This window comes from Brucella anthropi ATCC 49188 (genome assembly GCF_000017405.1).
Lineage (GTDB): Bacteria > Pseudomonadota > Alphaproteobacteria > Rhizobiales > Rhizobiaceae > Brucella > Brucella anthropi.
Map to the genome: position 1 here is coordinate 338,826 of NC_009667.1, position 16,658 is coordinate 355,483.

Below are 16,658 nucleotides of genomic sequence, written 5' to 3' on the forward strand. Positions count from 1 at the left end.
CTCAGACTTTCCCGCTGTTCCAGTTAGCGTAAACCGGGTAGTCGACGTCGTTCAGCAGGCTGATAGTTTCCTGCAGCGGCAATCCCACGACGTTTGTATAGGAGCCAACCAGCTTCACAACGAAACTACCGGCCAGCCCCTGGATTGCATAGCCGCCCGCTTTCCCTCGCCATTCACCAGACGAGAGATAGGCATCCATCTGCTGGCGGGATAACCGTTCAAAACGCAATCGTGTTTCAACCAGTGTCTGGCGCAAATTCCCGTTCGGCAAGACAAGGCTCACTCCTGTGAAAACCTTGTGCGTACGCCCGGAAAGCAGCCGCAGACATTCTCTTGCCTCGTCGGCAATCTCCGTTTTGGGGAGAATGCGCCGGCCCACGGCCACAACAGTATCGGCAGCAAGAATGAAGGCACCGGCGAAATTCGCATCGTCCTTCAGCTGCTCTTGTGCCTTGCGCGCCTTCTCCCGCGACAGACGTCGCGCCAGCGAGCGCGGGTGTTCCGCGCGCTGCGGCGTTTCATCTATATCGGCCGGATGAATGTGGTCCGGTTCGATGCCTGTCTGCCCCAGAAGCTCGATCCTGCGTGGAGAACCGGAGGCAAGAACCAGCTTGTGTTGCGCGCTCATCGAATAGACATTTCCTGGAACGGGAACGGATTGCTTACTTGAAGCGGTAGGTGATGCGGCCCTTGGTCAGATCGTAAGGGGTCATCTCAACCAGAACCTTGTCGCCGGCCAGAACGCGGATGCGATTCTTGCGCATACGGCCTGCCGTATGGGCGATGATTTCATGTTCGTTCTCGAGCTTCACGCGGAACATAGCATTCGGCAGCAGTTCCGTAACAACACCCGGAAATTCTAGGACTTCTTCTTTCGCCATGCGATACCTGTGTCTTTCTTTGATAAAATGCCGCTCTCGAGCGGTCTTTAGGTCGGAATTTGCGCGGAACCTATATGATTAGGCGGCATTTGTGAACAACGGAATTCCGTGAACTCAATGCTCATTAAAACGCTGCATGATTTGCCGCTTCAGACGGTCCCGCACATCGCGATACGCCGCCATGATCTGGCTTCGGCTGCCGGTTACCAAGGTCGGGTCCGGCGTTGGCCAATATTCGACATCAACCGAGAAACCCCGCATTCGCTCCAGCACAGTATGATGAGCGAGTGGCGTCAGCGTTACAATCAGGTCGAAATAGCCATCCGCAAGTTCTTCGAGGCCACGTGGTTGCCGGTTGTCAAGCGACAAGCCTTCTTCCTGAAGGACAGCATCGACAAACGGATCACGTTCGCCCCGCTTCACACCTGCAGAAGCTAAATAAATATTGGGTGGCAGGGCCTGTCTTGCAAGTAACTCCGCCATGGGTGAACGAATTGCATTCTTGCCGCAGACAAAAAGCAGGGACTTGGGCAGGCTCGATTTATGATCGTCGTCGCCGTCGGCGCTGAAATTCACGGGAGGGGCATCGGTGATGATCATCAATGATCAGCCTCTCCAGTGCAGGACGCAGACAAGTGTGAAAAGCCGCCGTGCCGTGTTGAAATCAACCTCGATCTTGCCCTGCAGCCTGTTCTGGAGCGTCTGCGATCCTTCATTGTGCAGGCCGCGCCGTCCCATGTCGATTGCTTCGATCTTGCTTGGTGTGGCCGACCGGATCGCCTGATAGTAGCTTTCACAAATCATGAAATAATCCCGCACGACGCGCCGTAAGGGCGTGAGCGAGAGAATATGAGTTGCGACGTCTTCACCGGCCTCCCGGGTGATGGCGAAGATCAGTCGCGATTCCATCAACGAAAGCTTGAGACGGTACGGCCCTCCCGTGTCGTCTCCGATCGGGTGGAAGGAATTCTCTTCGATGAGGTCAAAAATGGCTACCGCGCGTTCATGCTCGACGTCAGGCGTCGAGCGCCCGATGGATTCATCGAGCTCGACGTCAACAAGGCGCGCATTTGGAACAGCGGCGGTCATGTCACCTCATAGATTCAGCCGGATAGCGACAGACTGCGCGTGTGCGTCAAGGCCTTCGGCGCGGGCAATCTCGATTGCCGCAGGTCCGAGCACGCGTAGTTGATCAGGGCCGAGTTTGAGAAGCGACGTGCGTTTCATGTAGTCGAGAACCGACAAGCCGGATGAAAAACGCGCTGAGCGCGCCGTCGGCAGAACGTGGTTACAGCCGCCGACATAATCGCCGATCACTTCCGGCGTATAGCCACCGATGAAGATCGATCCTGCATTGCGGATTTTTGGCAGTAAGGCTTCCGGATCGGCTGTAGCGATTTCCAGATGCTCGGCTGCAATGCGATTGGCAAGCGGAATGGCCGCCTCGAAATCCTCGACCAGAATAACTGCGCCGAAATCACGCCAGCTCGCGGCGGCAGTTTGCGCGCGCGGGAGGTTGCGAAGCTGCCGTTCGACAGCTTCTTCGACAGCCAGAGCAAGAGCTTCATCATTGGTCATAAGGATCGATTGCGCAGCGGTATCGTGCTCCGCTTGAGCAAGGAGGTCAGCGGCGATCCAGTCAGGATTGTTGTCCTTGTCGGCGATGACCAGCACTTCCGATGGCCCGGCGATCATGTCGATGCCGACCGTGCCGAAGACGATACGTTTGGCCGCTGCAACATAGGCGTTGCCGGGGCCGACGATCTTGGCAACCGGACTAATTGTTTCGGTGCCATAGGCGAGGGCAGCGATAGCCTGAGCGCCGCCGACACGATAAATCTCGGAAACGCCAGCCAGACGTGCTGCCACCAGAACCAATGGATTGAGAATGCCGTCAGGTGCTGGAACCACCATGACAATGCGCTCTACACCTGCCACCTTGGCTGGAACAGCGTTCATCAATACGGAACTTGGGTAGCTTGCCGTGCCGCCCGGAACATAGAGCCCCACAGCTTCGATAGCGGTCCAGCGCGAACCGAGCTCAACGCCAAGCGCATCCGTATAACGATCATCTTTCGGCAACTGCCGCGCGTGGTGTTTCTCGATGCGCTCGTGAGCAAGCTTCAGCGCTTCGATCGTCGATGCCGGGGCTATGTCGAATGCGGCATCGATTTCAGCTTCAGTGACCGCAATTCCGGTTTTTTCGAGATCGATCCGGTCAAAGCGCCGGGAATAGTCGATGAGCGCACTGTCACCTTCACGACGCACCCGTTCAACGATCTCGCGGGCCGCACGATCGACATCCTCGGACGCCTCGCGTTTGCTGGCCAGAAATGTCGCGAAATTATTCTCGAAATCGGGATCGGTTTGTCTGAGCGTCTTGACCACGCTTCTGTTCCTTCAAATATGCTTTGCCAGACTGGCGTCTGGCTGACGAAAGACGGTTTTGTATAACCCTCTCTTATGCCAGGGCGCTAAGATGCTGACGCTATCCAAGCCCTGAAAATGCTCAATCGCCACACGGGCTTTCCAAATCTCGATGATTCAACTCATCAAGGTTGGGTATTAGACGTTATGGCGAGGAAGTGATTCTGTTTCCCATGCCGCGCCAAGGTCCGTCATTTGCGCTTCGATACATTCCACTTCAAGACGGATAGCCGCATTTGCCGAGAAAGTCAGTTCTATTGTTCCGGCAGGTGTTTCACCGGCCGTGAACTGAATGGCCATCAGGGAAAGCACTTCATCCGGTTTCTGGCGGTCAATGCCGACTGCCTTGGCTGCGATCACACGGTTGAAGTGCAGAGCGGTACGCCTGCGTTGATATTGCGGCTTGCGCAGGAACTTCGGCTTGCTTTCTTCCCAGACAAAGCGGTTTGCCGTGAGAACGAAGCGCTTCTCGTTCCCGAGATACTGAAGGTCGGATACTTTCAAAACTGCGTCCTGAAGATGAGCGGACAGGACCTGCAAATCCTCCTCATCCAGCGCCACAAGCTTCAACATCTCCATACTCCAGCACCACTTTCCGTTGTCGGTTAATAACTGCTCCCAACAGGCAGAAAATCAATCACCCGCTCGGCCGATTATCAACTTGGCATGTCAAAACAAAAAAATCGACAGGCTTTTCAAGCCTTTCGCCCTTCGATTGGAATCTTTAGCGTTGCGCAAGAAAAAGCCGGAGCGATGAATGTCACTCCGGCTTGGTCAGATCAGCCACTGATACGTTCTACTGTCGCGCCGCAGCGTGACAGTTTTTCTTCCAGGCGCTCAAAGCCGCGATCCAGATGATACACGCGGTTGACCATGGTTTCGCCCTCAGCAGCAAGGCCAGCGATCACAAGCGAAACCGAAGCCCGAAGATCCGTTGCCATCACCTGCGCGCCTTTGAGGCGTTCTACGCCTTCGACGGTTGCAGTCTGGCCGGACAGAGAAATCTTTGCGCCAAGACGTGCCAGCTCCTGCACGTGCATGAAGCGATTTTCAAAAATGGTTTCCGTGATGCGCGACGTTCCCTTGGCCTTGGTCATCAGGCCCATGAACTGCGCCTGCAAGTCGGTCGGGAAACCGGGGAAAGGGTCGGTAGTAACGTCAACGGGATGGATACCATGACCGTTACGGACAACGCGGAGGCCGCTGTTGGTCTCGGTGATTTCAGCTCCGGCCTGTCGCAGCGTTTCGAGAGCGGCGGAAAGCTGGCTTTCCTGAGCACCTTCCAGAAGCACATCGCCGCCGGTCATGGCGACGGCCATGGCATAGGTGCCGGCTTCGATACGGTCTGGAATAACACGAACGCGCGCACCCGACAGGTTGGTGACCCCATCGATATGGATAGTGCTGGTTCCGGCGCCGGTGATCTTGGCGCCCATTGCATTAAGGCAGTCGGCGAGATTGACGACTTCCGGTTCGCGGGCGGCATTTTCGATGACGGTTTCGCCCTTGGCGAGGGCTGCTGCCATCAGCATGACATGGGTCGCGCCGACGGAGACCTTCGGAAACTTATAGCGTGCGCCGACGAGACCGTTCCTGGCTTTCGCCTTGGCGTAGCCGTTTTCGATTTCGATGTCGGCTCCAAGAGCTAATAAGGCTTCGAGGAGAAGGTCGACCGGGCGTGTCCCGATAGCGCAGCCGCCCGGCAGGGAAACATTTGCTTCGCCCATGCGGGCGAGAAGCGGCGCAATAACCCAGAAACTCGCACGCATCTTGGATACGAGTTCATAGGGTGCAGTGGTGGTGACGATATTACGGGCAGTAAAATGGATCGTACGCGAATAGGCCCCATCCTGATGTTCGCGGCGTCCGTTAACCGAATAATCCACGCCGTGATTGCTGAGGATGCGGATCAACTGTTCGACGTCAGCCAGATGCGGCACATTTTCGAGCGTCAGCGTATCGTCGGTCAGAAGCGAGGCGATCATCAACGGCAGAGCGGCATTTTTTGCGCCGGAGATTGGAATGATGCCGTTGAGCTTGTTGCCACCAACGATTTTGATGCGATCCATGCTGTGTCACCTTCTGGGCCGATACCTTGCCCGATAAATTTTCACCAAATCCGGCAGCCCTTACGGCGCGGTGGCGTTGCGTCATGAAATTACGAGTCTTGCGGCCAAATTACGTCAAATACGAATCACAATAGGACGACATCGCTGCGAAGAACAGAAATGAGCTTTTACCGCAGAGCCCCCCTATCTTCAAGGAAGGCTTTGATGGTGCGATTCTCAGTCTGTGTCGTCGCTGGCGGCGGTGATGCCGTCGTTTCGTTCATCCGCTTCGCCCGCGCGACGCGATCTGGATTGCGCTTTGCGGCGCATCAGATTCGCGCGCAACTCCTCGGCCCGGCGTTTTTTGCGCTGGTCCGATTGGGTTTGTTTCTCTTTGTTGGTCGTATTTTCGCTCATGGCGGTCTTCTACTACGGGAAAAAGGGCCGGAAAAGCTGCTTTCAAATGCGCGTCCGGCAGATTTCCACATTATGTGAAAAGAAATGCAATTGCTTGCTTGCGATTTGCGTAATGATGTGGCAGAAGTCCGCCGCACTCAAGAGATTGCTGCGGTAGCTCAGTGGTAGAGCACTCCCTTGGTAAGGGAGAGGTCGAGAGTTCAATCCTCTCTCGCAGCACCATTATTTTCCAATAAAATCCAGAAACTGGCTTTGCCGTGCTTTCATTAAAGCGCGTTTCGATCTGATTGGATCAAATCGGCGCTCTAATCATTTATTGTTACGCGCATCTTTTCCGAAAACCGTTTCACACTTTTCGGGATGCGCTCTAATGGAAAGTGCGTGTGGTTGCTGATTTGAGATCAGTTCACGCAGGGGTTCAATCTCATTGAGCCGCTTTTCTTTCGCCACCAGTCTTTTCGATGTATACTATTCGCCAGACCGTCAGGCTCTGGTCTGACGAATTGGCGTCACGAAATCGGATTTGTCCGGTGACCGGTTGAAAGCCAGAAATTGCGTGCAGGCCATGTCCTGACCGTTTCCTTGCCGTCAGGACTGCTTAATCCGCAGGAGGAGCGTCATGGCACAGTTTCATGTTGTTGCAGGTCGAGACCAATCAGCCTTTTATCCTGAAGTTAAGCGCATTCGCATGGCAGATGTATTTGATGCCCTGCGTCTGGGCTTCAACGACTTCTGGGCAAAGCCATCGCATTACGTTTTCCTTTGCCTCATATACCCGCTGGCGGGGTTGCTCATCACTTACTGGAGCACGAACGCAAACGCGTTACCGCTCTTGTTTCCCCTGATGTCCGGCTTTGCCCTGATCGGGCCAATTGCTGCGCTGCCGCTTTATGAGATGAGCCGCCGCCGTGAAGAAGGGTTGGATACATCCTGGAAACGTGCGCTCGATGTGAGCCATTCCCCGGCATTGCCGTCCATCGTGGCTGTCGGTGCTTTTCTGTTCGCAATCTTTATTGTCTGGCTGCTGGTGGCGCAAAATCTCTATGTTCACTATTTCGGGCCGATGCCGCCCGAGAGCTTCTCAATGTTGATGAATCAGGTGTTGTCAACGGAAGAGGGACGCAGTCTGATTTTTGCCGGTTGTGGCATTGGTTTGCTTTTTGCAATCGTTGTCCTGTGCTCGACGATTGTGACTTTCCCGATGCTGCTTGATCAGGATTGCGGTGCTGCGGCGGCGGTTGCGACATCGTTGCGTGTTGTCATACGCAACCCCATGGAATCGCTGCTCTGGGCTGCAATCGTAACTGCGATGCTGATCGTCGGTTTTGCCACGATGTTTGCCGGGTTGGCGGTAGTGATACCCATCCTTGGGCATGCGACCTGGCATCTCTATCGAAAGACGGTCACGCACCCGGCGGCAATGCGTATTTGACCGAGGAACTGATCGATAAATCCCATCCGAAACATTGCTTCGGGTGGGATTGCCGTGGCTTTTGATGAAACATTTTCAAGCTTTCCAATATGTGGCGGCGTCCTGCCGCACCCCCACCCCCCTTTATTCTGCGGTCAGTTCTGCTTTAGAAGAGCAAGACGAGATTCGCGCAGATGATAATAAATAACAATAAGTTAGCGGAGCTCTCCTCGCAGCGCGTCAACGGGCTGGGTGGGCTTTCGATACATTTCAAGGACGGGCGTTCGCGCATTTCCAGGCTTTACCAGGAAGGCGCAGCCAAAATCCGCATGCCGCAAGTCGGAGGCGATCCGCTGGAAGCAATCCTGATCAACACATCAGGAGGGCTGACGGGCGGTGACCGACTGCAATGGGATGTGGAGCTTGGCGAAAACGCTTCGGCTGTCATTACCACGCAGGCCTGTGAGCGTATCTATCGCTCAGGGGGCGGCGAGGCACGCATTGCCACGCGTTTGAAGGCGGCAAAAGGCACGCGTCTTGCTTGGCTTCCGCAGGAAACCATTCTGTTCAATCAATCCGTGTTGTCACGAACGCTGGATGTCGAGCTGGAGGAGGGGGCGGAAATCCTGGTGGTGGAGGCGACTATATTCGGGCGCCTTGCCATGGGTGAGCGGGTTGATGAAGCGATGTTCAGTGATCGTTGGCGTGTGCGATTGGGTGGGCGGCCCGATGGGAGGCTTGTGCATGCAGAAGAGTTTCGGCTGGGACCGGATATTGGGGCCGAATTGCAAGCCCGTCCGGTGGCAGATGCGGCCTGTGCAGTCGCCACCGTGCTCTTGATTTCAGGGGAGGCCGGGAAACATCTGGAAGCAGCCCGGCAGATCATTGGAGAGGAGGGCGGTGCCAGCCTCTGGCAGGTTGGCCCTGCAACCAAACTGATGATGCGGCTTCACGCGCCGGATAGTTACACCTTGCGCAAACGTCTGGGGCCATTGCTCGCCCTGCTTAACGGTAAGGCAGGACTGCCCAAAGTTTGGACATTTTGAGTTCGCGGCAATCCCGCCGCTTTTAACGCCAGCGGAATGCATACCGCTTTGAAAGTATGAAGTTTGGAACGAAGTCATGAATTTGACGCCCAGGGAAAAAGACAAGCTTTTGATCGCCATGGCCGCCATGGTTGCCCGCCGCCGTCTGGAGCGCGGGGTAAAACTCAATCATCCGGAAACGATCGCACTGATCAGCGATTTTGTCGTTGAAGGTGCCCGCGATGGGCGCACGGTTGCCGATCTTATGGAGGCAGGCGCGCACGTCATCACCCGTGAACAGGTGATGGATGGTGTGCCCGAAATGATCCACGACATTCAGGTCGAAGCCACATTTCCCGATGGCACAAAGCTCGTCACCGTTCACGAGCCGATCCGCTGATTTTCAGGTTTCGCCGAGGCAAACCTGTTTTTTGAAAGGTACGATAATGAAGAAGACTACGGTCCTTGCCGCGGTGGCAATGGCACTCACCGCAAGCCCTGCCTTTGCCCATCTCAATCCGGCCGAACATGGCTCGTTTGCGGCGGGCTTCACGCATCCGCTCTCCGGCGCGGACCATATCCTGGCGATGGTTGCGGTAGGACTTTGGGCCGCCATGCTCGGTGGACGGGCACTCTTCGTCGTGCCAGCGGCATTTGTCGGCGTGATGCTGCTTGGTTTTGTGGCGGCACTTCTGGGCATGCCGCTGCCCTTCGTTGAGCCGGTCATTCTGGCTTCGGTGGTCGTGCTTGGTCTTATGGTGGCGCTTGCCTTCCCTGTCACTCCGGTTGTTGGCGCACTTATTGCCGGCTTCTTCGCCTTCTTTCACGGTCATGCACACGGCGGGGAAATCGGAGGCGCGACATTCCTCTCCTATGCGGCTGGATTTGCGCTTGCGACCGCACTGCTACACGCCGCTGGCATGGGTGTCGGCCTTGCCGCAGGACGGCTTATGGCGGGCAAGAATGGCAAAATTGCTTTGCGTCTGGCCGGTGGCGCTACCGCACTTGGCGGCCTGACGCTGATGGCTGGGTGAGGTGTGACATGATCCCCGGCGAAATTATTACGCAGGACGGCGATATAGAACTCAATCAGGGGCAATCCACCATCACGATCAAGGTCGCCAATACCGGCGACCGCCCCATACAGGTCGGTAGTCATTTTCATTTTTACGAAGTGAATGCGGCCCTTTCTTTCGAACGCGACAAGGCGCTCGGACAGCGGCTGGATATTGCAGCCGGAACTGCCGTGCGCTTCGAGCCCGGTCAGGAACGCGACGTGACATTGGTTCCCGTGAGCGGCAAGCGCGAGATCTACGGATTTCGCCAGATGGTCATGGGAAAGCTTTAGAACAGGTGACGGAGACATTTCATGCCAGCCAGAATTAGTCGCGCCACCTATGCGCAAATGTTCGGCCCTACTGTTGGCGATAAGGTGCGTCTCGCCGATACGGAACTGTTTATCGAAGTCGAACGGGACCTCACCACCTATGGCGAAGAGGTGAAGTTTGGCGGAGGGAAGGTTATCCGCGACGGTATGGGACAAAGCCAGATGTCGCGCGCCGACGGTGCGATGGATACAGTCATTACCAATGCTCTGATCCTCGATCATACCGGTATTTATAAAGCCGATGTGGGGCTTCGCGACGGGCGTATCGCGGTGATCGGAAAGGCCGGAAATCCGGATACGCAGCCCGGCGTTTCGATCATCATCGGCCCCGGTACGGAGATTATCGCGGGTGAAGGCAAGATCCTCACGGCGGGCGGTATCGACACGCATATCCATTTCATCTCACCGCAACAGGTGGATGAAGCACTTAATGCAGGCATCACCTGCATGGTGGGTGGCGGCACCGGACCTGCCCATGGCACGCTTGCAACCACATGCACGCCGGGGCCGTGGCATATAGCCCGGCTGATCCAGTCGTTCGACGGCCTGCCGATGAATATCGGTGTGTTCGGCAAAGGAAACGCTTCACTGCCCGGTGCATTGGAAGAAATGATCCGCGCCGGCGCCTGCGGTTTGAAGCTGCATGAGGACTGGGGCTCGACACCGGCTGCGATCGATAATTGCCTTTCGGTCGCAGACCGGTTCGATATTCAGGTTGCGATCCATACCGATACGCTGAACGAAGGTGGCTTCGTCGAAGATACGCTCAACGCCTTCAAGGGGCGCACGATCCATTCCTTCCATACGGAGGGCGCTGGTGGCGGACACGCTCCGGATATTATTCGCGTGTGTCAGTATCCGAACGTGTTGCCGGCTTCGACAAATCCGACCCGGCCCTACACGGTCAATACGATTGCAGAGCATCTCGACATGCTGATGGTGTGCCATCATCTGTCCCCGGCAATTCCTGAAGATATTGCCTTTGCAGAAAGCCGTATCCGCAAGGAAACCATCGCTGCAGAAGACATCCTCCACGATATGGGAGCGTTCTCCATCATTTCCTCCGACAGTCAGGCGATGGGCCGTGTCGGCGAAATGATCATTCGCTGCTGGCAGACTGCGGACAAGATGAAGAAGCAGCGCGGCAGTCTTCCCGACGACAAGCCCGGAAATGACAATTATCGGGCGCGTCGCTACATCGCGAAATACACCATCAACCCTGCTATCGCCCATGGCATGGCGCATGAAATCGGTTCGGTGGAAGTGGGCAAACGGGCCGATCTCGTTTTGTGGAATCCTGCTTTCTTCGGAATCAAGCCGGAGATGGTTCTGCTTGGTGGCTGGATCGCAACCGCGCCGATGGGGGACCCGAATGGCTCAATTCCAACGCCGCAACCGATGCATTATCGTCCGATGTTCGGCTCATTCGGGAAAGCCCGCACCAATACGTCCATTACCTTCGTTTCGCAGGCCGCAATGGATGAAGGGCTTCGAGAGAAGATTGGGGTGGACAAGCAGATGATTGCCGTGGCCAATACCAGAGACGGTATCGGCAAACATTCCATGATCCTCAACAATGCGATGCCGCAAATGGAAGTTGACCCGGAAACCTATGAGGTGCGCGCAGATGGCGAACTTCTGACCTGCGAGCCCGTCGACGTCGTGCCAATGGCGCAACGCTACTTCATGTTCTGATCTTGAAAGGCAAACAAATGTTTCGTGCCACTGCCATTATTCGTGCAGATAAGGTGATCGATGCCGTGCCTGCGGGCCACGCCGTTCTCGAACGCGATGAACGTCATTTGCGGCGCAAGGCCATCGTTCTGGAAGGTGGCGAGAAGGTGCTCGTCGATTTTGCAGAGCCAATTGTGCTCGAGCACGGCGACCGGCTCGTCCTCGATGACGGACGCGAGATCGAAATCCGCGCCGCAAGCGAGGAACTTTACGAAATCCGCGGGCGTGATCCGCTGCATATTGCCGAACTCACCTGGCATATCGGCAACCGTCACCTCGCGGCTCAGATCGAGAGTGATCGCATCTTCATTCTTCGCGACCATGTCATAAAGGCTATGCTTGAGGGGCTTGGTGCAACAGTTACGGATGTAACAGCAATTTTCAGTCCGCTGCGCGGTGCTTATTCTGGCGGCCATTCGCATGATGACCATGATCATCATCATGGTCATCACGAACACGATCATGAACATCATCACCACCACCACGACTGATACCACCACCGCTTTGCTGCGGCTGATGGCCTGGCTGTCGCCCGTCTTTCCGGTCGGGTCGTTCAGCTATAGTCATGGGCTGGAGCGGGCCGTCCATGATGGCTATGTCGCAGACACCGCCACAATGAGCGATTGGCTGCGCTGGCTTGTAACACGTGGCTCCGGCTGGAATGATGCCGTGCTTTGCGCGGAAAGCTGGCGGCGTGCGGTTGCCAAAGGCGATCTTGTTGAAGTTGCAGAATTGGCCGAAGCACTGGCCGGTTCGCGCGAACGTCATATGGAGACGATGCTGCAGGGCGAGGCGTTTCTGGCTGCAGCTAGAAGCTGGCCCAGTTCTGTATTTGATCGCCTGCCAGCCGATTGCCCCTATCCGGTGGCAGTCGGTGCCGTGGCGGGCGCTAACAAAGTATCGCTTGGATTGACACTCGCTGCCTTTCTGCAAGCCTTCTGTATCAATCTTTTGCAGGCATCGATCCGTCTTTCGGTCATGGGGCAGAACGGCGTGACTGCGACAATGTCGGATTTGGAGCCGGTTCTCGCCGAAACAGCGACGCGAATAGAAAAAACTTCATTGAGTGACCTTGGTTCCGCGACTTACATTAGCGACATCATGGCCATGAAACACGAAACCCAACATTCGAGGCTTTTTCGCACATGACACAGAAAAACGGACCCTTGCGTATCGGCATCGGCGGCCCGGTGGGATCGGGAAAGACGACGCTGACCGAAAAGCTTTGCAAAGCGCTGCGTGATAAATACTCGGTCGCCGTGATTACCAACGATATCTACACGCAGGAAGACGCCCTCATTCTGGCACGTTCTCAGGCTTTGTCCGAAGATCGGATCATGGGCGTCGAAACGGGCGGATGCCCGCATACGGCAATCCGCGAGGATGCCTCCATCAATCTGCAGGCAATTGCCGAAATGAACCGGCGATTTCCCGATCTGGAGATCGTCTTCATCGAATCCGGTGGTGACAATCTCGCTGCTACCTTCTCACCGGATCTGGCGGACCTGACGCTTTATGTCATCTCTGTTTGTCAGGGTGAGGAAATTCCGCGCAAAGGCGGTCCGGGTATCACACGGTCAGATTTTCTTGTGATCAACAAGAGTGATCTTGCTCCTCATGTGCACGTCGATCTCGATATTATGCAAGGCGATGCGGCTCGCATGCGCGGCAAGCGTCCATTCGGTTTCACCGACCTCCATCGCGGCAAGGGCGTGCCGGAAATCATCGACTTTATCGTTGAGAATGGCGGACTGGAAGCGCGTTGATTACGGCTGGCTGTTGAGCCGTTTGCGGGCCTCCCGTTGTGAGGCCTGCAAATCAATGATTGGTTTGGGATAGGTACTGCCCAACGCAATTCCAGCGCTGGTCAGCACATCCTTGGGGGCCTCAAACGGCTTGTGCAGCCATTTGTTGGACAGGCCTGATAGTTCTGGCACCCAATGCCGGACATATTGTCCTTCGGCATCGAATTTTTCACCCTGCAAGATCGGATTGAACACCCGGAAATAGGGCGCAGCGTCCATGCCGCAGCCTGCCACCCACTGCCAGCTTCCCGGATTGCTGGCGATATCGCCGTCCACGAGCGTATCCCAGAACCATTCTTCACCCTTTCGCCAGTCGATGAGCAGATTCTTGGTGAGAAAAGATGCCACAAGCATTCGCACGCGATTGTGCATCCATCCGGTGGCCCAAAGCTGACGCATACCGGCATCGATGATGGGAAAGCCCGTCTGTCCGCGACGCCATGCTTCGAATGCAGCTCGATCATCGCGCCATGCGATGCCGGACAGTGTGTCACGCATATCGTGTCGACTGATGTCGCGGCGGTGATAGAGCTGGTGATAATTAAAATCGCGCCAGATCAGCTCTGACAGAAACTTTTCACCGCCAGCGCGTGCAGAGTGATGCTCGTCCATAAACGCCAGTGTGGCATACCACGCCTGACGCGCGCTGATTTCACCGAACCGCAAATGAGGTGAAAGTCTTGAAGTTCCGTCGATGCCGGGAACGTCGCGATCCTCGGTATAGGTCGACAGCGTGTTCTCCAGAAAACGTGTCAGGCAGTCGCGCGCCGCGTCTTCTCCAATATTCCAAAGCCCATCGAACTTTTTCGCCCAGGCAGGAACGTTGGGCGAATAGCAGGTTTCCTGTGTTGGTTTGATATCCCATTGCCTGCGCGAAAGCGGGCGAGGAATGTGATGGTGGCGCAACGCTTTGGCGAAAGGGGTGAAGACCTGATAGGGCGTGTCGCTGGCCGTCTTGAGCTCCCAGGGCTCAAGAAGAAGATTGCCAGGAAATGAGGTTACACCGGTTCCACTCTCCTTGAGTTGTGCCTTCAGATTCGCATCGAATTCACGCTCCGCCGGTGCGTAGCGACGGTTCCAGAACAGTTCGGTGACGGCCAGTTTCGCGATCAACTGAGGGAGGATATCCCTCGGATCACCGGTCTCGATGAGAAGTTCAATGCCACGATCAGCGAGCTGTTTTCTTATCGCTTCAAGACTTTGGTCCAGCCACCACCGCACCGCGCAGCCGGGCGCCCGAATCTCGGCAACGGTCTCATGAACGTAAACTGCTGTTATATGGCCGCCTGTTTCGGCGGCTGCATCCAGTGCGGGGTTGTCGTTGATTCGAAGATCGTTACGCAGCCAGACGAGCGCGTGATGCTTCATGAGAAAAATTCCACTGCAGAAATGTGATGCCGATATGTCGAGCCACATATAGCGGGGCGAGCAAAAACGTCACGAGGTCGGGGGCAGTCATTTTGGGAAATATGCAAAGCAATGCATAAACCGGTTCGTCACGCGCCGAAAAAAATCACTGATTGTTTTGAGAAAAATGGCGCACCCGAAAGGATTCGAACCTCTGACCCCCAGATTCGTAGTCTGGTGCTCTATCCAGCTGAGCTACGGGTGCTTGCCTGTGTGCCGCTCGCTGCGGCGATGGGCGGTTGATAATCGGACGGATCGCTAAATGCAAGCGTCTTCTTAGAAAAAAATGTGGTTCTGTGAAGATTTCTTGTCAGGCCCCACATTTCCGGGCTTTTCGTTCAAAGTTGGCACAACGGTAGATTGCTTAAACACTTTCCTCTGCCCGTTGGAGGCTCCGGTCTCCGCGTTGCATCGGCAAATCGGGGATGCGAATCTCGAAATGTGCCCCAACTGGGCGGTCTTCTCGAAGCTCGATTGTCCCACCATGCGCGCGGATCAGTTCTTGCGCGATGGCAAGCCCAAGACCAGTGCCGTCACTGCGTGTCGATCCCTTGAAAGCCGTGAAAAGATTGTCGCGTGCTTTTTGTGGCAAACCGGGGCCGGTGTCCTCGACACCGATGATTGCCATCGTCCCGATTCTTCCGGCAGAAATCGTGAGTCGCTTGACGGTCGCGTCATCAATGCTCTGATCACGCTCCATGGCTTGCACAGAATTCCGGCAAAGATTGCTCAGCACGCGGAACAACTGCTCTGAATCGACATTGAGTTCGAAATCCTCCGGGACAAGATTCTCGAACTCAACGCTGCTTTCTGACCTGGGGCTCAGGGTTTCCTGAACGTCAGCGATAATTGTGTGCAGCAGAACGCGACGCGGGCGCGGTGGTGCTTCTTGCGAGCGACCATAGGCCATGACGCTTTCGGAATAGCTGATCGCGCGGCTGAGAGTGCGGATAAGTTTGGGTGCAAACCGCTGCACCATTGGGTCTTCGGTATCGGCAAGCCGGTCAGACATCAACTGCGCTGAGGCCAGAATATTGCGCATGTCGTGGTTGATTTTGGAGACGGCGAGGCCAAGATCGGCGAGATGTTTCTGTTCTTTGAGCGTTCTCTGAAGGTCGCTCTGAATATGCGATATCTGACGCTGGGCCACGCCGAATTCGTCCTTGCGGTTTTCTGGCACAAGGATCAGCGCGGGATTGTCAGGGGATGAGGCGAAATCGATCATGTTGCGATGCATGATACGCACCGGCCGCAACAGCATTTCGTGAATGATCAGGTAAATCAGGCTCGCCGCTATGACTGAAATGATGAGCGAGATAAAAGTCACGTTGCGCGCATAGACGAGCATAGCGTGTCGGAGGGGTGCATCCGAGGTCACGATTTCAATAATACGTCCCGGAGAACTGGATGGCGAAACCGAACCATAGATTCGTAGCGTTCTGTCTCCGCCGTTGAACAAGGTTCCGAATGCGTCCCATATGGCAGCTGCTTCGCTGATATTGTTGAGATCAATGACCTGATCAATCTTGCCGGGTACTTCCGACATGGCGAGCAGACGCGAAGCACCGGCTTCACGCATGGCTATGGCTTTCGTACCGGTTGCCAGAAGTACCTTGTCCTGAATGTCACGCGGCACATCCATATCGCCGCCTGCGGCGAGAACCTCGCTGACCGCGCCCACCGTATCAAGTCTCGAACTCATCCAGCGCACGCGCATATTGGCAACAGACGGGACGAAGATCAGAACTTCGGTGATCAACACGGCAAGTGCGGTCAAGAGCAATAGCTTGCTCGAAAGCCGGTTTCGCCAGGGTAAACGTGTGAACTGGGTTGACGAGAGCCGTTCCGTGGTCGCAGTTTGGGAGGCCGCTTCAGGGGAAGGCGTGCCCGTATCTGTGGTCTTTTCAACAACCGCCATAGCCTGTGCTTCCAACGCGAGGTGAACCGGCCTAATCGCCGCAGTGCCTCAACCTGTGTGCCATCGAAACGCAATACATAAAGGTAGCCTCCTATATATGGAGCCGATCGATAAATCCAACAGCCTTTGTTCAATCGGTTAAGAACGCACCCGCTCCCGGGATCTCTGCGAGCAGTATTACCGAAATTTAACTCGACG

General features: G+C 55.7%; 19 protein-coding genes and 2 tRNA genes. 10 read left to right on the forward strand and 11 right to left on the reverse strand.

Going from position 1 to position 16,658, the window contains the following annotated elements; genetic code table 11:
• Nucleotide 1: 1 nt before the first annotated feature.
• The 8 genes from OANT_RS01700 to OANT_RS25235 all read right to left on the reverse strand — a co-directional run bounded on the left by OANT_RS01700 (nucleotide 2) and on the right by OANT_RS25235 (nucleotide 5,773).
• The gene (locus OANT_RS01700; RefSeq protein WP_010658093.1) at nucleotides 2-628 is read right to left on the reverse strand and encodes a Maf-like protein; all 627 of its coding nucleotides are present in this window, start codon (nucleotides 626-628) and stop codon (nucleotides 2-4) included.
• Nucleotides 629-662: 34 nt separating this feature from the next.
• Nucleotides 663-881: a translation initiation factor IF-1 gene (infA, locus tag OANT_RS01705; protein WP_002965531.1), complete on the reverse strand. Its 219-nt coding sequence runs from the start codon at nucleotides 879-881 to the stop codon at nucleotides 663-665.
• A gap of 114 nt (nucleotides 882-995) precedes the next feature.
• Nucleotides 996-1,481, reverse strand: coding sequence for an arsenate-mycothiol transferase ArsC (locus tag OANT_RS01710; RefSeq protein WP_011982500.1), 486 nt, complete (start codon nucleotides 1,479-1,481; stop codon nucleotides 996-998).
• A gap of 6 nt (nucleotides 1,482-1,487) precedes the next feature.
• Nucleotides 1,488-1,970: a UPF0262 family protein gene (locus tag OANT_RS01715; protein ID WP_010658095.1), complete on the reverse strand. Its 483-nt coding sequence runs from the start codon at nucleotides 1,968-1,970 to the stop codon at nucleotides 1,488-1,490.
• Between the two features lie 6 nt (nucleotides 1,971-1,976).
• On the reverse strand, nucleotides 1,977-3,269 hold the full coding sequence (hisD, locus tag OANT_RS01720) for a histidinol dehydrogenase (RefSeq protein WP_011982501.1): 1,293 nt from the start codon (nucleotides 3,267-3,269) through the stop codon (nucleotides 1,977-1,979).
• Nucleotides 3,270-3,446: 177 nt separating this feature from the next.
• Entirely contained in the window at nucleotides 3,447-3,887 is a 441-nt protein-coding gene (locus OANT_RS01725) for a DUF2948 family protein (RefSeq protein WP_010658097.1), read from the reverse strand.
• A gap of 200 nt (nucleotides 3,888-4,087) precedes the next feature.
• The gene (gene murA / locus OANT_RS01730) at nucleotides 4,088-5,377 is read right to left on the reverse strand and encodes a UDP-N-acetylglucosamine 1-carboxyvinyltransferase (protein ID WP_010658098.1); all 1,290 of its coding nucleotides are present in this window, start codon (nucleotides 5,375-5,377) and stop codon (nucleotides 4,088-4,090) included.
• Between the two features lie 216 nt (nucleotides 5,378-5,593).
• Nucleotides 5,594-5,773: a hypothetical protein gene (locus OANT_RS25235; protein ID WP_010658099.1), complete on the reverse strand. Its 180-nt coding sequence runs from the start codon at nucleotides 5,771-5,773 to the stop codon at nucleotides 5,594-5,596.
• A gap of 147 nt (nucleotides 5,774-5,920) precedes the next feature.
• On the opposite strand from OANT_RS25235, the gene OANT_RS01740 reads away from it, so the two are divergent.
• The 10 genes from OANT_RS01740 to ureG all read left to right on the forward strand — a co-directional run bounded on the left by OANT_RS01740 (nucleotide 5,921) and on the right by ureG (nucleotide 13,096).
• Nucleotides 5,921-5,995: transfer RNA gene (locus OANT_RS01740), tRNA-Thr, on the forward strand.
• A gap of 397 nt (nucleotides 5,996-6,392) precedes the next feature.
• The gene (locus OANT_RS01745) at nucleotides 6,393-7,205 is read left to right on the forward strand and encodes a DUF2189 domain-containing protein (protein ID WP_011982502.1); all 813 of its coding nucleotides are present in this window, start codon (nucleotides 6,393-6,395) and stop codon (nucleotides 7,203-7,205) included.
• Between the two features lie 173 nt (nucleotides 7,206-7,378).
• Complete coding sequence (locus OANT_RS01750; protein ID WP_010658101.1) at nucleotides 7,379-8,230, forward strand: urease accessory protein UreD; 852 nt, start codon at nucleotides 7,379-7,381, stop codon at nucleotides 8,228-8,230.
• A gap of 76 nt (nucleotides 8,231-8,306) precedes the next feature.
• Nucleotides 8,307-8,609, forward strand: coding sequence for an urease subunit gamma (locus OANT_RS01755; protein ID WP_010658102.1), 303 nt, complete (start codon nucleotides 8,307-8,309; stop codon nucleotides 8,607-8,609).
• Between the two features lie 46 nt (nucleotides 8,610-8,655).
• Complete coding sequence (locus OANT_RS01760) at nucleotides 8,656-9,243, forward strand: HupE/UreJ family protein (protein WP_011982503.1); 588 nt, start codon at nucleotides 8,656-8,658, stop codon at nucleotides 9,241-9,243.
• An 8-nt stretch (nucleotides 9,244-9,251) separates the two neighbouring features.
• A complete protein-coding gene (locus tag OANT_RS01765; RefSeq protein WP_011982504.1) occupies nucleotides 9,252-9,557 on the forward strand; it encodes an urease subunit beta in 306 nt (101 codons plus the stop codon).
• A 21-nt stretch (nucleotides 9,558-9,578) separates the two neighbouring features.
• Nucleotides 9,579-11,291 (forward strand): urease subunit alpha, encoded by a 1,713-nt coding sequence (gene ureC, locus OANT_RS01770; RefSeq protein WP_011982505.1) that lies wholly within the window; start codon nucleotides 9,579-9,581, stop codon nucleotides 11,289-11,291.
• 17 nt (nucleotides 11,292-11,308) lie between these two features.
• Complete coding sequence (gene ureE, locus OANT_RS01775) at nucleotides 11,309-11,821, forward strand: urease accessory protein UreE (protein ID WP_011982506.1); 513 nt, start codon at nucleotides 11,309-11,311, stop codon at nucleotides 11,819-11,821.
• Nucleotides 11,793-12,479 carry an urease accessory protein UreF gene (locus tag OANT_RS01780; RefSeq protein ID WP_011982507.1) on the forward strand — a complete coding sequence of 229 codons (687 nt, stop codon included), beginning with the start codon at nucleotides 11,793-11,795 and terminating at the stop codon, nucleotides 12,477-12,479. Before ureE ends, OANT_RS01780 begins: the two co-directional genes overlap by 29 nt.
• Nucleotides 12,476-13,096, forward strand: coding sequence for an urease accessory protein UreG (gene ureG, locus OANT_RS01785; RefSeq protein WP_010658108.1), 621 nt, complete (start codon nucleotides 12,476-12,478; stop codon nucleotides 13,094-13,096). The genes OANT_RS01780 and ureG overlap by 4 nt, the downstream gene beginning before the upstream one ends.
• Here the strand turns inward: ureG and OANT_RS01790 are convergent, their stop codons facing one another.
• From OANT_RS01790 to OANT_RS01800, 3 genes are all read right to left on the reverse strand, one after another.
• Nucleotides 13,097-14,503 carry a cryptochrome/photolyase family protein gene (locus tag OANT_RS01790; protein ID WP_041544919.1) on the reverse strand — a complete coding sequence of 469 codons (1,407 nt, stop codon included), beginning with the start codon at nucleotides 14,501-14,503 and terminating at the stop codon, nucleotides 13,097-13,099.
• A gap of 167 nt (nucleotides 14,504-14,670) precedes the next feature.
• Nucleotides 14,671-14,747, reverse strand: a tRNA-Arg gene (locus OANT_RS01795).
• Between the two features lie 159 nt (nucleotides 14,748-14,906).
• Complete coding sequence (locus OANT_RS01800; protein ID WP_011982509.1) at nucleotides 14,907-16,460, reverse strand: sensor histidine kinase; 1,554 nt, start codon at nucleotides 16,458-16,460, stop codon at nucleotides 14,907-14,909.
• Between the last annotated feature and the right edge of the window lie 198 nt (nucleotides 16,461-16,658).